Genomic DNA, 14,030 nt, shown 5'->3' on the forward strand with positions numbered 1-14,030 from the left:
ATAGAGTCAAGGTGTGTAACTGTAGACCGCCTGCAGGATGACTACCGCGCTGGGGTCTTTGCCGACCCCACGCGCAGTCGCGCGGTAAAACTCGGTAGTTTTACCAGTAACGGCATTGAACTCGGAGGGCATTTGTTCCACTACATAAAGAGGCTGTGACGCCACTTGGCTGAGCACGACGGTAGGTTGACGTGCCGTCGCGGTACTCCAGGCATAAGTGCTTCCCCAGTAGTTGGCGTCATTGGCAGTCGCCGCGTTATAAACAAACAAACCCGGCGAGCCTCCCGCAAAATTGAGGGTGCGAATATTCTGTCCGGCGCTCAGGTTCTGTTCCACATGATTAAGCGCCGCTTGGGCCGCCTGAAATGCGATATCCCGACTGCGCGTGTTGCTAGCCATGCGTTCTTCCAGACTGCTGTTTTGAGCTGCCGCAATCCCCAGCAGGGTCAGCACGACCAGAAAAATCAACGCAACGATCAGTGTGGCGCCCTGTTGCCCGCCTGGAAACCGCCGTGCTTGAGAATGCTGTATTGCGAGCGTGCTCATAGCCGGTTCCTTATCGCAATGGTGGTCGTGAATACCTTGCGCAGCCGGCGATCAGCGGGAGCGGTGGTGACGCCATTAAAGGTATAGGTTTGCGGGGCGGTGGTGATGTTATCATCGCTGGTGCGCATCAGCAGACTGATTCTGACGCTGAGCACCCGCGCCCATTTCTTCGCATTGGTCGTTCCCGGCGCATCAACGGTAACCTGATCCGCCGTGACATACTCATCAACGGCACCGTCACCGGGGTCGTCAACGTTACCTGTAGCAGCCGGCGTCGTATCTACCCCATAGGTGATCTGCATATCCTGCACGTCTTCCACCAGTTCTTCTGCGGTCGTGGTGGTCACGCCGCCAGCTTGCGTCAGTCGTTGCCGGAACAGTGCCGGCTCTCCCGCAGGATTGGTGCCGATGTAGTAAAGGTCGCCGCTCAAGCGCATGATGCGGGAATTGGGAGGAAACGTATACGAAGTACCCAGAGCCGTGCAAAGCACCGGCGACCCCAGGCCTTTAGTGCAATTGCCAGGCGTGACCACGGCACCCGTGTTGTGTACTACATTCGCGGTACCTGTAGCGGCTGGGCCGCTCATCTGAAATACGGCTGCATGATGGCAATCGGTCACTGTCAGTATCTCGCCTGCCTGAAGATCACTGACTGCGGTTAAGTCAAATTGTGCGGAAGCCGGATTGTGATTTGCCACGATGTATTCTTTTGAATTGTCTGCGCGCAGTACCGCCAGAGCGTCCCCGGTCAGCACACTCGCCGAAATATCAGTAGGAAAAGTACTCACGCCGCCTTCATAACCGGTCAGCGGCTGATTAAACAAATCCGCATACCAGGTTGCGCTGGGGTTGAGCACATTCGCCGTTGTGCTGGCCTTGCATCCGGTAAGCCCTGCCATGCGGATATCGAAAGCCATCGTCTCGAAAGCGTAGCGTGCCCCTTCCTGCATGCGCGCCAGATTGTCCTGCAGACGGTAAGTCTGGCGGCTACCCACATAGGCATAGCCCACGCCTACGATCAGGATCATGCCCAGCGTCAGCGAGATCATCATTTCGATCAGCGTAAATCCGCGCTCGCTACGGGAAGTCATGACAGAATGTTTTAGCCTGGATAGCATCATAATCAGAGCCGTGTCTGTGTGGTGAATTTGGTGTCTTTACCATTGCCTTCAGTTACCACACCATCCCCGTCGCCATCCCATTGAATAACGATCGTGGTGTTGCCGGCAATGTCCACGGTGACGGAGCCGTCACCTGCCGGAATGCTCCGGGCAATATTCTGTTTCCATGCGGTCACATCCGCACCGGCAACACCGCCCGCGCCTGACGCGGCGGTGCCGATTCCAATGTTGTATTTACCTGACAGCGCACCGTTTGGCCCTGTGCGGTTTGCGCGCATGCTGTCCAGAATATCGTAAGACAGCATGGTCGCCTGGCTACGAAAATAGGCCGTATTGCCGTTTTTCAATGTAGTCATTTGCAGGCCAGCCAAGCCCAGCAATCCGATGGCAATAACAATGATGGAGACTAAAACCTCCAGCAAGGAAACCCCACGCTGGCAGTTGATGGGAATACATGACTGTGTACCATTTAAAACAGTACGGTTCATTAGCATGCTCCCGCAAATGTCCGGATTCGTCCGGTAGTGTTGACCGAGATTGTCCGGGCCAGGTGGTCCAGACAAATTGCCAGGTTTCCACTCGCGGTACCGCCGTTCCCCTGGCTGACGCCACTCGCTAGGTAGCTGGCATAATTTGCAAAATTGGCATCCGGGGCAATGACTGCATTGCCGCTGGAAGGCTGCCCCACCCTTAACAACACATCGGCCCCATCTATCGTACCGGCCGCCCCTCCATCTACAAAAACCAGCCAGCCAGTCTGCCAGCTGGCACCGGTACTACACGTAGGTGCAACTGCTGCGGGATTAGCTGTCTTGCATACGGTAACGCGCGCACCACGTTTGACAGCCTCTGATCTGGCCAAATTAAGCGCAGAGACCAGATCATTCGTGAGCGCTGCCACCCGGTTGGTACTAACGAATGATTGAAAGCTTGGAATGGCCACAGCCATCAAAATAGCCATCACGCTCATGGTGACCAGCAACTCAATCATCGTGAAACCGTGTGCATGCCTTGTCATCATTTTGATCCAACCAAGCTTGTGGTGAATTTATCGATTCTTAAATTTATATCTACATCAACGCGAGACTAACAAATCTTCTGGCTGTCACTTTTTATCATCTCGATGAGCGGGAAACTTTTGTTCGATAAAGCCCCGTCGCAGCTTCTTTTTTCACAGCCTGAATCCTAAACAGGTGTTTCACAAGCCGCCAGCCCCACCCGACGAGCGGCAGGTTTGTTAGAATGAACGGCCAAAAACGGCTTGTCTTGAGCCTCAAACCTTCATTCGTTCACTTTGAATCCAGACTTCCTCATCATCGGCGGTGGTGTCATCGGCTTAACCAGCGCACTCGAACTGGCGCGTGATGGCGCGCGCGTTACGGTGCTGGAGCGTGGTGTGGCGGGGGCAGAATCTTCCTGGGCCGGCGGCGGTATTCTTTCGCCATTGCTGCCATGGAACTACCCGGATGCGGTTTCCCGGCTGTGCGATCTGGGCGTCGGACTTTACCCGCGATGGTCGGCTGATCTGATATCCAGCAGCGGCATAGACCCCGAATTTCAAGTCAGCGGGATGCTGGTGCTGCCGCCGGTGGACGAGATCGCCGCCGAACACTGGTGCGTGCAGCACGGCTGGCGCCATAGCTACGAACCCGCGCAACAGCGCGTACCTGGATTAGCCAGGAATAGCTCTGCGTTGTGGCTGCCGGATGTGGCGCAGGTGCGCAATCCGCGTCTGGTGCAAGCGTTGCGCGTTGCTGTCCTGGATGCCGGGGTCAATCTGCTGGAGGGCGTTGAAGTCACGCAAGCCGCGCGCGCCGGACTGGCACGCATTGATTATCTCGATACGTCACAGGGGAAATTACAGGCCAGCGCCTACATCGTTGCAGCCGGCGCCTGGAGCCAGTCGGTATTGGGTGAGATCGCGCCGCATTGGCCGATCAAGCCGATGCGTGGGCAGATGCTGCTGTTCAAGGCCGCGCCGGATCTGCTCCCGCATATCGTCTATCGTGAAGGCATATACCTGATCCCGCGCCGGGACGGACATATTCTGGCAGGCAGCACAGTGGAGGATGTCGGCTTTGACAAAAGCACCACCGAGGCAGTCGGACAAATGCTTTACCGCGCCGCAACCGATATCCTGCCCGCATTGCAGTCGGTGCCGCTGGTGCAGCACTGGAGCGGACTGCGCCCAGGCTCGCCGGATAACATTCCGACCATAGGCCGCCACCCGCTGGTCGAAAATCTCTACGCCAACACCGGGCACTTTCGCTATGGCGTGACCATGGCACCCGCCAGTGCGCGGCTGCTGACAGATCTGATCGCAGGCAGGAAAGCGGCGCTGGATATGACGGCTTATCAGTGGACTCTTTGAACAACAAATCCCTCACCGTCCTGCAAATCCTTCCCGCCCTTCAGGGCGGCGGGGTGGAACGCGGCACGCTGGAAGTGGCGCGCCATCTGGTGCAGCACGGACATCGTGCGCTGGTGATGTCAGCGGGCGGACGCATGGTGGCACAACTGGAAGCGGACGGCGCGGCGCATTTCACCTGGCCGGTGGGGAAGAAATCGCTGTTCACGCTGCGGCTGGTGCCGCGCCTGCGGCGTTTTCTGCTTGAGCATGACGTGGACATCCTGCATGTGCGCTCGCGCATGCCGGCGTGGCTGGCTTATCTGGCCTGGCGCGGCATGGACCCGGCCACGCGGCCACGCCTGGTCACCACAGTGCACGGGCTGTATTCGGTCAACCGCTACAGCAAAGTGATGCTGAAAGGCGAGCGCATCATCGCCGTCTCCAACACCATCCGCGACTACATTCTGCGCAACTATCCGGATACCGACGCCAGCCGCATCCAGGTCATTTACCGGGGCGTGGATGCTGCGGAATTTCCTTACGACTACCAGCCTGCACCGGACTGGCTGGCCGCCTGGCGCGTACAGTACCCTCAACTCACCGGCAAACGCATCCTCACCCTGCCCGGCCGCCTGACCCGGCTGAAAGGCCACGCAGCCTTCATCGAACTCATCGCGCGCCTGAAACAACGCGGACTGCCGGTACATGGCCTGATCGTCGGCGGCGAAGACCCCAGGCGTCAAGCCTACGCACACGAACTGCACCAGGCCGTGGCAGCGCGCGGACTGGCTGGCGACATCACGTTTACCGGCCATCGCGGCGACATGCGCGAAGTGTTTGCGGTGTCCGACATCGTGCTTTCGCTGTCCAGCAAACCGGAGTCATTTGGCCGCACGGTGCTGGAGGCGCTGCGGCTGGGCACGCCGGTGGTCGGGTATAATCACGGCGGCGTGGGGGAGATACTCACGACCGCCTATCCGGCCGGGCTGGTTGATCTGGGCAATATGGACATGCTGGTTGAACGCGTCACTGGATTACTGGAGCAGCCGGTTGTGGTTGCCGATTCTGGCGCTTACCCTTTGGCGGCGATGCTGGAAAAAACCATGGCGCTTTATCTCGATCTTGCAGAATGAATGCAGACTCAAATTCAAGCATGAATAAACCAAATACTTATTTCAACGCGGATCGCGATGATTTTCTGCAATTTTTGAATAGTGCCGGAAAATTTGGCGAAGTGCTGGATATCGGCTGCGCGGCAGGCTCACTCGGCACCAGGCTGGTCGAATCAGGTTTGGCCGAAGCAGTAGATGGTATTGAAATCAACCCTGCTGCTGCAGCGAACGCAGCGCAGCGCTTGCGCACAGTATGGCAGGGCAGTGTCGAAGACTTGCTGCCAAAAATTCCGCTCCGGGCTTACAGCTTGATCATCATGGCAGACTCACTTGAACACCTGGTTGATCCTTGGCAGGTACTGCGGGATTTGCGGGAAAAAAGTGGTCCAGAAACACGAATCGCCGTAAGCGTGCCTAATCTGCGCGAGAAGAACGTCATATTTCCGCTTCTGTTTCAGGGCCGCTTCCAATATCAGGAGGCCGGAGTGATGGATCGGACGCACCTGCATTTTTTCACACGATCGAGTTTGATCACACTCCTGTCCGATACCGGTTGGTCAGTAGAAAAAATCCATCCCAACATCAAGCAAAAATATCTCCAGTGGTGGTACCCCCACAAGCTGCTGGAAGAATTTCTCACCGTACAGTATTTCGTCCTCGCCCATAGATGAAATATCCGCTGGTCAGCGTCGCCATTCCCACCTATAACCATGCCCCGTACATAGAAGCATGTTTGCAATCTGTGTATGACCAGACCTATCCCAACATTGAATTAGCCGTCATAGACGACGGATCAAAAGATGACACTCGGGCGCGTGTCGACCATTTTCTGGCTACGCACGCAGACAGGTTCACCAACGTTATTATCAAAAGCCGGCCCAACCGTGGCGTAAGTGCTACATCCAACGAGGCGATTGCCGCATGCAAGGCGGAATGGGTACATCTGCTGGGGTCGGATGATGTCATCTATCCAGAAAAAATTTTGCGTCAGTGGCAAGCCATTCAATCATGGAATGAACCGCGCCTGGCACTCGTTTACGCGGACGCCGATTACCTCGACGCAAACGGTAAAAAATATCCAAAAAAACAAGGAGATCGCCCGGCAGCCGGGCCAGAAAATTCGGCATACCGACGGCTTTTTCTGCAAAACCCGATCACCAACCCCACTGTCGCGTTGAATCGCAGTGCCTTTCTGAATATCGGCGGGTTTGATGAATCGCTTAAGCTCGAGGACTGGGACTGCTGGCTACGCCTGTCCGTCAAGCATGCAATCGCACGCGTGCCGGAAGTGCTGGCCGGCTATCGTTACCACCCGCACAACACCAGCCGCAATCAACATTTAATGCTGCATGCGATGTTGCTTACTTTCGCCAAGTTTCTCGAATCCCATGGCGAGCTTATTCCCGTCGATATTCGAAAAGAAAATTTCAAAAAAAACCTGCATCGACTATACCGCTGGGCAAAAAACAAACACCCCGCGTTACTGACCTCGATTGGGATAGACATGCTCACCACTCCGTTCCGTACACCCGAAGCGCGGAACTACCAGCGTTATGCGGAAAAACTGGGCAGACAAGTTCAATGAAAGTCCTGCTGGTCGCCAAACCCTGGAAAGGCGGGCTTGCGCAATACCTGTTCGATGCCCTGCAAGACTTGTTCCCCGGACAGGCGCAGTGGATGACCACCTACCCTGACAGCCTTGCCGACTATCTGGCCTACCGAATTGACAAGCGCAACTGGCAGCGCGACCTTGTGGCGCGCATCAACGCCAGCGACTATGACTGCGCGCTGTTCATCAACCACATTCCCGCTTTCAGAGATTTGCGCACTGACCGCAAGCACATCCTCTGGCTCACCGATGCGCCGAGGTTGTCAGTGGGCGATTGCACCCCTTTTGAGCGCATTTATCTCTCGGATACAGGTTATGCGGAAGACTTGCTCAGTGTCATCGAGCCGGCGCGCTACCGGGGCGAACTGGCGTTTGCCTGCCACCCCAAGGTGCATCGCCCTGCCGCGGCTGCGGACAATCCGGCGGGCTGCTGTTTTATTGGCAACAAGGATACCCAGCGCGACCTCTGGCTGAACGGCCTGATTGCATCAGGCGTACGGCCGCTGGTGTATGGCAATTACTTCCTGCGTACACGCCTGTTCTGGCAGCACCCGCAACTGTTTCGGCCAGCGTTCGCCAACGCAAGAATGGGAGAAGTCTATGCGCGCCATCGTCTCTCGCTCAACATCCACGCCCAGGTGGTGCGTCACGGCACCAACATGCGCAGTTTCGAATGTGCGGCTTACGGCATCCCGCAAGTCGCCGATTATCGGGAAGGGCTCGCGCAATATTTCGAGCCTGACACCCAGATGCTGATCAGCCATACTCCCGGGCAAATGGCAGAGCAGGTAAAATATCTGCTGGTGCATCCTGATGCCGCGGCCGGCATCGCGCAGCGGGCGCGTACTCGCGTCTTGGCCGAACATACCTATTACCACCGCCTGCTCGACCTGCTCGCGGGATGGCTGCCGCCAGCCGCAAATTCAGTCACCAGGCAACTTGTTACCACGCTCATTGCTCACCAGGAAACCCCCGCATGACCTCCTCTGAACCCGTTGTTCTCTCCACTCCCGCCGGATCATTTGCGAACGCCGTGCGCCAGCATGGCTGGTGGCTGATCGCCGCGTTTGTTTTCGCCTCACCCATGGGAAAAGGCTTTGAGGTACCGCTGGCGCTGATGACCTTCGGCGGTATTGCACTGATGTTCAAGGATGGACGCGCCATCTTGCGGCACCCTTCGATGCGCTGGCTGCTGTTGCTGTTCGCCTGCATCTGGCTGCCGCTGGTGACGGCATTGCCGGATGCAATCACCTTCGAGCCGGCTGCCAGCACGGCACTGGCTTATGTACGCTTTCCGCTGGCTGGCGTATTTGCGCTGTATGCGCTGCGCGATGAAACCAGCCGCCACAAGCTGTTCATAGCCATCACGCTGCTGTTGAGTTTGTGGATTGCCGATGGACTGCTGCAAGCCGCCATCGGCCATGATGTATTCGGCTATCAACTCCAAGGCGGCCGCATCACCGGCCCGTTTGCCAAACTCACCATGGGACTCATCTTGGCGGTGCTGGCACCGATCTATTTTGAAGCCATTCGCCGTCGCGCCGCGCGCTCAGGAGTCTGGTACTGGCTGGCATTGTTGCCCTACACTGCGGTGATCCTGCTGTCCGGCAGCCGCGCCGCGTGGGGAATGTACGCAGCGGGGATGGTCGGCTTTGCCGTGTATGCCTATTTCACTGCACCCAAGCGTCTTCTGGGCCGTGCAATCCTGATCGTTTTGCTGTGCGCCGCGTCGATCGGGGCACTGATTGGAACCTACCCTCCCCTGCAAAACAAGCTGCGCGTTACGGCTGGCCTGTTCAGCGGCAATTATGAAAAAATGGACGAAGCAACAAGCATCCGCCTGCCGATCTGGAAAACCGGTATCAACATGGTCAAGGAGCATTGGCTGAATGGTATCGGCGCACGCGGCTTCCGCTACATCTATCCGCAGTATGCAGCTCCGGACGACCCCTTCATGAAGGTCAACCCGACTTCGGGTCCCACCCATCCGCACCAGATCACGCTGGAAATCCTGATTGAAACCGGTGTGATCGGGCTGCTGGGCTTCGTGGCGTTCCTGGTTCTGATGCTACGCCGCACCTGGCAGGCGATGCGCGCCGGCAATACCTACGCCGTACCGTTGGGACTGTCGGTGCTGGTGGCAACCCTGCCGGTGAATGCGGGCATCGCATTTTACGGCAGCATTTTGTCGGCACTCGTGTGGTGGCTGGTTGCGTTGTATTGCGCGATATTGATCCAGCCAGATAATTAAGGCTGGAAAGGTGGTCGAAGCCACAGAGAACGCTGAGAAAAAATGTTTTGGTGGTTTTTCCAGCTTCACTTGTCAAAAAAACGATTCAGCTCAAAGCCTGCGCGACTCTCTGTGGCCTCTGTGTTCTCAGTGGCTAAACGCCTTTTTCAGGTTAAAGTCAGGTCGCAGCAGCGTCCACCCAATCATGCAGCGTCCCAGTTCGGCCTTCCATAAAACGCTCATACCACAACCCATACTGCAACAAGGCCCAGACAAAGGTGGTTTCATCCCCGCTGCGGGATTGACGGTCAATCAGCCGCGTCAGCGACTCGGCGCGCATCGCCTGAAATGCCGCATGGCCACGACAAGCCGCACCTAGCTGCGCCATACGCTCGCCGCGCAGCCATTCCCCGACCGGCACGGTGAAACCTTTTTTCTTGCTCCACAGGTGATCTTTCGGCAAAAACTGCTCGGCCCAGCGGCGCAGGAATATTTTGCCGGTGCGGCCTTCCACCTTGAGCCGGTCCGGCAGCGCCAGGCCGAATTCCACCACGCGATGGTCGAGGAACGGCACGCGCCCTTCCACGCCATGCGCCATCATCATGCGGTCGGCCTTCACCAGCAGGTCGTCGGCAAGCCAGGTGGCAATGTCGGTATATTGCATGCGCGCCAGATTGCTCCAGCGCGGGTTGGCTGTGCGCCAGGACTGCATGAAAGGAGCGCGGGCAATGCGTTCCGCGTCAGCGCCGTTGAACAAATCCGCAACCGGCGCTGATTTTGCCAGCCCGCGGGTGCGATAGCCGCCGCTGCCAGGGTGTTGCAGCGCCTGCCATAGCCGTTTGATACGTGGTGCGCGATAGCGTCCGTAGCCGGCAAAGACTTCATCGCCGCCTTCCCCGGACAGCACCACTTTGACGTCCTCGCTGGCGCGCCGGGCCAGCAGCCAGGTGGGCAGGTTGGCGTAATCGGCCATCAGTTCGCCGGAGACGGCGATGGTGTCGGGCAGCACCGCCAGCAGCTCGCGCTCGCTGAGGGCCAGCTCGGTATGCTGCGTGTGAAACTGTTCGGCGATGCGGCGCGCAGTGGCGAGTTCGTTATTCACTGCCGCGCCGGGAAATCCCACCGAATAGGTATGCAGCGGCTGGTCGCTGTAACGGCGGATCAGTGCCACCAGCGTGGAAGAATCCACGCCGCCGGAGAGGAACACGCCGAACGGCACGTCGGCGCGCAGATGCTGCTGCACCACGGTCGCCATCAGATCGTCGAAGCGGCGTGCCGCTTCCGCATAAGAAATTTCCAGCGGCTCGACATCGCTTAATTGCCAGTAGCGGCTGCGCGCGGTAATGCGGCCGCCGCGCACTTCCACCAGCTCGCCGGGCCATATTTTTTCGATGCCGGCGACGATGGTGCGCGCACCGCTGATGAAATTGCTGTGGAAGTATTGCAGCAACGCGTCAGGCTCGATGCGTGCGGGCTCGCCTGCCGGCAACAGCGCTTTGATTTCGGAGGCGAACACGACGCCCGCGCTATCCGCCTTGATGAACAGCGGCTTGATGCCGATCCGGTCGCGCGCCAGCAGCAGGCGATCGCGGCTCACGTCATACAGCGCAAAGGCAAACATGCCGAACAGGTGGCGGACAAAATCATCGCCGTATTCGCGGTAGGCATGAAGGATGGTTTCGCAGTCGGAATGCGTGCTGAAAACATGGCCGCGCGCTTCCAGCGTGGCGCGCAACTCGATGTGGTTGTAGATTTCGCCGTTGGCCACCACGCACAGCTGGCGATCCCGGGTATACAGCGGCTGGTTGCCGCCGGCCAGATCGATGATGGACAGCCGGGTGTGCACCAGGCCCAGCCTGGCGGTCTGGTGATAGCCAGTCGCATCCGGTCCGCGGTGGTGCAGCGCAGCCGCCAGTTGCGTAAGCGCTGCTTGCGGCACGACTGCCGACACCGAATAAATGCCCGCAATGCCGCACATCAGCGCAGCGCCGCCAGCAGGTGCTGATACAGCGCGGTATATTCGCCCACGATTCCGGCTTCCGAAAACTGCTGCTCAAGCTTATGGCGCGCCTGCGCGGCAAGCTTGCTGCAAGCGCTTTCATCCCCGATCAGCGCGCGTATTGCGCCGGCCATGGCAGCGGCATCCTCCAGCGGGGTGAGCACGCCGTCCACGCCCTCCTCGATCAGCTCCTGCGCGCCCTGGCTGCGCGTGGACACCACCGCCACCCCCTGTGCCCAGGCTTCCAGGATCACGTTGCCCAGCGGCTCGTGCCGCGACGGGCAGACGAACACATCGGCGCTGCGATATACTGGCGCGGGGTCGGCCTGCCAGCCCAGCCAGTGTACGCGGCCACCGATGCCCAGCTGCGCCGCGTGCTGGTGCAGCGCAGCACGCAACGGACCGTCGCCCGCAATCGCCAGGTGCAAGGAGCGGCCTGCCAGCTGCGCGGGCAATAGCTGAAAAGCGTCGAGTAAATCCGCCATGCCTTTGTTCGGGTGCAAACGGCCCACCGCCGACACGACCCAGGCGTCGTGCGGCAAGCCCAGTGCATGGCGGTGCATGGCTTGCTCCGTAACACCGAGCGGCGCGCCCGGCTCGACGAAATTGCCGATATGGAACACGCGCTGCGCAGGCAGTCCATGCTGGATGAGGTAATCGCAAATGCCGCGCGTATTCCCTACCCAGGCGTGGGCGTGGCGGTAACCCTTGAGGTCGTAATAGCCACCCAGACGCGCCACATGCACCGGTTTTTTCCCGAGCTTGAAATGGGTGAGGCGCGTAGCACGCCCCATGTAGGTCTGCACGATGTCGGCACCCTCGGAGCGGGCAGTCATGCCGATTTTCCAGCGTGAAGCCAAGTCCCACACACTGCGCAACGGCAGATGGCGCTGCTGCACGTTGGCGTTCAGTTCGGCGTTGATCGCGCTGCCCGGGGGCGTGATGCTGGTGACACGCTCGCCGCGCTGCGCCAGCGCGTTCACCAGGCGCGCAAAGAACCGTTCCGCGCCGCCGGATTGCTTGCTGCCGATAATATGCAGGGAATGGATGTTCATGGCGTGTTCAGCAGATCGTTCAATTGTTCGGCTACCTTTGCCACATCGAGCCGGGCAAGGTCGTTGCCCGGCGCAATCAGCCAGCGCGCACGGGTACCCCAGGGATGATAGCGCAGCGGCTCGCCCGGACCGAATACGGTAAGCGTAGGGGTGCCGACTGCGCTGGCGAGGTGGCCGAGGCCGGAGTCATTCCCTACAAACGCCGTAGCGCGTTGCAACACGGCAGCGGCTTCGAGCAGACCGCTCTTACCCGTCAGATCGAGGCAGGGCAAGGACAGCGTGCGGACGATGTCTGCCACGCGCGCACTGTCGGCGGCGCTCCCCAGAAAAATCACGGCGTCGAATTGTCCGGCGCAGTGCTGCGCCAGTTCGGCGAAGTGCGCGGCCGGCCAGATCTTGCCTTCCCAGTTGGCGCCCGGCCCCAGTGCCAGCCAGCGCTTGCCGGGCAGCCCTTGCAGCCAGGCTGCCACACGCACATGGGCCGCCGGCGCTATCCATAACTCGGCCGGCGGCGGTTGAATGTGGCCAAGCAGCGGTTCAATTGCCATGAAATGCCGCACCACGCTGTGGCGTTCAGGTGGGTGATGTTTGACTTTATGCAGGCGCCGTCTGGCCCGCAGCAGCCAGCCCAAGCCGTCGGTGCGCAGGTCCACAATGAGATCGTAGCGCTTGCGCCGCAGTTGCCTGACAAAGGCCAGCTTGTCGCGCCAGCGCGCATTTTTGTTTTTGAGAATGATCTCGTCGAGTGCATCGAAGTGTTCGAACAGTGCAGCCGAACGCGCATCGGCGACGATGTCGAAGCGGGCCTGCGGATAGCGTGCGCGCAATGCGGCCAGCACCGGGGTGGTCATGACCGCGTCGCCGATATTGCTCAGGGTGACGAACAGAATGTGGCGCGGGTCAGGCATGGGGAAGTGTCTCAAGGATTCTGGCCGGCACGCGGACGATGGCTTGCGCCGGCGGTGCAGTGAGCAATGCCAACACCTGCGCCGTGTGCACCTCGCGCATGCACGAGTGATGCGCGCAATGCTTGCGATAGCAATTGCTGCACGGCAAGTCGGCCTGGATGGCGATAACCTGGTCACCCAGCGGTTTGACGCGGGTGGGGTCGGTAGGCCCGCAAATCACTACTTGCGGACGTTCGCTGCAGGCGGCCAGATGCGAGGTGCCGGTGTCGTTGCCGATGATGCAGTGGGCATGCCCGGCCAGCGGAATGATGTCCAGCATTTCGGTGGCACCGCACAGATTCACTGCCGCTGCACCTATGCTGCCGGCGATGGTGTTGCCCAGTTCAGCCTCATCCGGGCCGCCTGCGATGACAATGTGCCTGACCAGCCCCTCTGTCAGCAGCAAGCGGCCCAGTTCAGCGTAGTTTTGCTCTCCCCAGCGCTTGAGGTAACCGCGCGGATGGCAGCCGGGGAACAGCAGCGCGTAGTTTCCATCCGCGATGCCATGTTGGGCCAGCAGATGTTGCGCGCGTTTACGGTTGCGCTCCGGCACCGCCAGCACCGGATGGCTGGTGGTTGTGGGAATACCTGCCAGCTTGAGCGCAGCGCGCATGCGCAGCACCGGGTTGATGTCCAGCGGCAGGTTGTCCGGACCGATGGTGTAGGGCCAGAAACCATGATTGCCGACGCGATGGCGGATCCCCCTGCCGGTGAGTTGCAACGCGCCAAGCAACAAACGGCTGCGGTCGCTGGTCTGCAGATCCACCACCAGATCGTAGCGCCCTGCGCGTACACTGCGCAGCCAGCGCAGCATGGCGCCGAACCTGGCTGATTTTGGACGCGTATCCAGTGCGATGATTCTGGCAAAGCGCGTGTCGGCGGCAAACAGCGCCTGATTGGCGGGCTGGGTATTGAGATGGATTTCGGCACGCGGAAAAGCGCGGCGGATATCCTCGAACAATGCGCTGGCCATCACCAGATCGCCCAGTGCACTCCATTTGATGATCAGGATGCGCTGGATGGATGAATCGGCGGGCAGGTCGACGGGCTTTGCCGACAAC

General features: G+C 59.4%; 14 protein-coding genes. 6 read left to right on the forward strand and 8 right to left on the reverse strand.

Going from position 1 to position 14,030, the window contains the following annotated elements; genetic code table 11:
* Window positions 1-6 precede the first annotated feature (6 nt).
* From ACFDAU_RS10265 to ACFDAU_RS10280, 4 genes are read right to left on the reverse strand one after another with little or no spacing between them, the layout of a single operon-like run.
* On the reverse strand, window positions 7-546 hold the full coding sequence (locus ACFDAU_RS10265; RefSeq protein WP_413436833.1) for a PilX N-terminal domain-containing pilus assembly protein: 540 nt from the start codon (window positions 544-546) through the stop codon (window positions 7-9).
* Window positions 543-1,637, reverse strand: coding sequence for a PilW family protein (locus tag ACFDAU_RS10270; protein WP_413436834.1), 1,095 nt, complete (start codon window positions 1,635-1,637; stop codon window positions 543-545). The genes ACFDAU_RS10265 and ACFDAU_RS10270 overlap by 4 nt, the downstream gene beginning before the upstream one ends.
* A gap of 32 nt (window positions 1,638-1,669) precedes the next feature.
* Complete coding sequence (gene pilV / locus ACFDAU_RS10275) at window positions 1,670-2,161, reverse strand: type IV pilus modification protein PilV (protein WP_413436835.1); 492 nt, start codon at window positions 2,159-2,161, stop codon at window positions 1,670-1,672.
* Window positions 2,155-2,688, reverse strand: a complete 534-nt coding sequence (locus ACFDAU_RS10280; RefSeq protein WP_413436836.1) for a GspH/FimT family pseudopilin — start codon at window positions 2,686-2,688, stop codon at window positions 2,155-2,157. Before ACFDAU_RS10280 ends, pilV begins: the two co-directional genes overlap by 7 nt.
* 273 nt (window positions 2,689-2,961) lie before the next feature.
* Between ACFDAU_RS10280 and thiO the strand changes: the two genes are divergently transcribed.
* The 6 genes from thiO to ACFDAU_RS10310 are packed head-to-tail and all read left to right on the forward strand — an operon-like array spanning window position 2,962 to window position 8,989.
* Window positions 2,962-4,038 (forward strand): glycine oxidase ThiO, encoded by a 1,077-nt coding sequence (gene thiO / locus ACFDAU_RS10285; RefSeq protein WP_413436837.1) that lies wholly within the window; start codon window positions 2,962-2,964, stop codon window positions 4,036-4,038.
* Window positions 4,035-5,150: a glycosyltransferase gene (locus ACFDAU_RS10290; protein ID WP_413436838.1), complete on the forward strand. Its 1,116-nt coding sequence runs from the start codon at window positions 4,035-4,037 to the stop codon at window positions 5,148-5,150. Before thiO ends, ACFDAU_RS10290 begins: the two co-directional genes overlap by 4 nt.
* The gene (locus ACFDAU_RS10295; protein WP_413436839.1) at window positions 5,147-5,800 is read left to right on the forward strand and encodes a class I SAM-dependent methyltransferase; all 654 of its coding nucleotides are present in this window, start codon (window positions 5,147-5,149) and stop codon (window positions 5,798-5,800) included. The genes ACFDAU_RS10290 and ACFDAU_RS10295 overlap by 4 nt, the downstream gene beginning before the upstream one ends.
* Window positions 5,797-6,714 carry a glycosyltransferase gene (locus tag ACFDAU_RS10300; RefSeq protein ID WP_413436840.1) on the forward strand — a complete coding sequence of 306 codons (918 nt, stop codon included), beginning with the start codon at window positions 5,797-5,799 and terminating at the stop codon, window positions 6,712-6,714. Before ACFDAU_RS10295 ends, ACFDAU_RS10300 begins: the two co-directional genes overlap by 4 nt.
* Window positions 6,711-7,718, forward strand: a complete 1,008-nt coding sequence (locus tag ACFDAU_RS10305; protein WP_413436841.1) for a glycosyltransferase — start codon at window positions 6,711-6,713, stop codon at window positions 7,716-7,718. The genes ACFDAU_RS10300 and ACFDAU_RS10305 overlap by 4 nt, the downstream gene beginning before the upstream one ends.
* Window positions 7,715-8,989, forward strand: a complete 1,275-nt coding sequence (locus ACFDAU_RS10310) for an O-antigen ligase family protein (RefSeq protein ID WP_413436842.1) — start codon at window positions 7,715-7,717, stop codon at window positions 8,987-8,989. The genes ACFDAU_RS10305 and ACFDAU_RS10310 overlap by 4 nt, the downstream gene beginning before the upstream one ends.
* A gap of 157 nt (window positions 8,990-9,146) precedes the next feature.
* On the opposite strand, the gene asnB is transcribed toward ACFDAU_RS10310, so the two are convergent.
* From asnB to ACFDAU_RS10330, 4 genes are read right to left on the reverse strand one after another with little or no spacing between them, the layout of a single operon-like run.
* Window positions 9,147-10,946 (reverse strand): asparagine synthase (glutamine-hydrolyzing), encoded by a 1,800-nt coding sequence (asnB, locus tag ACFDAU_RS10315; RefSeq protein ID WP_413436843.1) that lies wholly within the window; start codon window positions 10,944-10,946, stop codon window positions 9,147-9,149.
* Window positions 10,946-12,022 carry a glycosyltransferase gene (locus tag ACFDAU_RS10320; protein WP_413436844.1) on the reverse strand — a complete coding sequence of 359 codons (1,077 nt, stop codon included), beginning with the start codon at window positions 12,020-12,022 and terminating at the stop codon, window positions 10,946-10,948. Before ACFDAU_RS10320 ends, asnB begins: the two co-directional genes overlap by 1 nt.
* Window positions 12,019-12,930, reverse strand: a complete 912-nt coding sequence (locus ACFDAU_RS10325; protein ID WP_413436845.1) for a glycosyltransferase family 9 protein — start codon at window positions 12,928-12,930, stop codon at window positions 12,019-12,021. The genes ACFDAU_RS10320 and ACFDAU_RS10325 overlap by 4 nt, the downstream gene beginning before the upstream one ends.
* Window positions 12,923-14,029 (reverse strand): glycosyltransferase family 9 protein, encoded by a 1,107-nt coding sequence (locus ACFDAU_RS10330; protein WP_413436846.1) that lies wholly within the window; start codon window positions 14,027-14,029, stop codon window positions 12,923-12,925. The genes ACFDAU_RS10325 and ACFDAU_RS10330 overlap by 8 nt, the downstream gene beginning before the upstream one ends.
* Between the last annotated feature and the right edge of the window lies 1 nt (window position 14,030).

It is taken from the genome of Sulfuriferula sp. GW1 (assembly GCF_047300855.1).
GTDB lineage: Bacteria > Pseudomonadota > Gammaproteobacteria > Burkholderiales > Sulfuriferulaceae > Sulfuriferula.

Excerpts from the sequence above, each read along its gene's own strand:
- ACFDAU_RS10265 (WP_413436833.1), bottom strand. The coding sequence starts at position 546 with ATGAGCACGCTCGCAATACAGCATTCTCAAGCACGGCGGTTTCCAGGC.
- ACFDAU_RS10270 (WP_413436834.1), bottom strand. The coding sequence starts at position 1,637 with ATGACTTCCCGTAGCGAGCGCGGATTTACGCTGATCGAAATGATGATC.
- pilV (WP_413436835.1), bottom strand. The coding sequence starts at position 2,161 with ATGCTAATGAACCGTACTGTTTTAAATGGTACACAGTCATGTATTCCC.
- ACFDAU_RS10280 (WP_413436836.1), bottom strand. The coding sequence starts at position 2,688 with ATGATGACAAGGCATGCACACGGTTTCACGATGATTGAGTTGCTGGTC.
- ACFDAU_RS10295 (WP_413436839.1), top strand. The coding sequence starts at position 5,147 with ATGAATGCAGACTCAAATTCAAGCATGAATAAACCAAATACTTATTTC.
- ACFDAU_RS10300 (WP_413436840.1), top strand. The coding sequence starts at position 5,797 with ATGAAATATCCGCTGGTCAGCGTCGCCATTCCCACCTATAACCATGCC.
- ACFDAU_RS10305 (WP_413436841.1), top strand. The coding sequence starts at position 6,711 with ATGAAAGTCCTGCTGGTCGCCAAACCCTGGAAAGGCGGGCTTGCGCAA.
- ACFDAU_RS10310 (WP_413436842.1), top strand. The coding sequence starts at position 7,715 with ATGACCTCCTCTGAACCCGTTGTTCTCTCCACTCCCGCCGGATCATTT.
- asnB (WP_413436843.1), bottom strand. The coding sequence starts at position 10,946 with ATGTGCGGCATTGCGGGCATTTATTCGGTGTCGGCAGTCGTGCCGCAA.
- ACFDAU_RS10320 (WP_413436844.1), bottom strand. The coding sequence starts at position 12,022 with ATGAACATCCATTCCCTGCATATTATCGGCAGCAAGCAATCCGGCGGC.
- ACFDAU_RS10325 (WP_413436845.1), bottom strand. The coding sequence starts at position 12,930 with ATGCCTGACCCGCGCCACATTCTGTTCGTCACCCTGAGCAATATCGGC.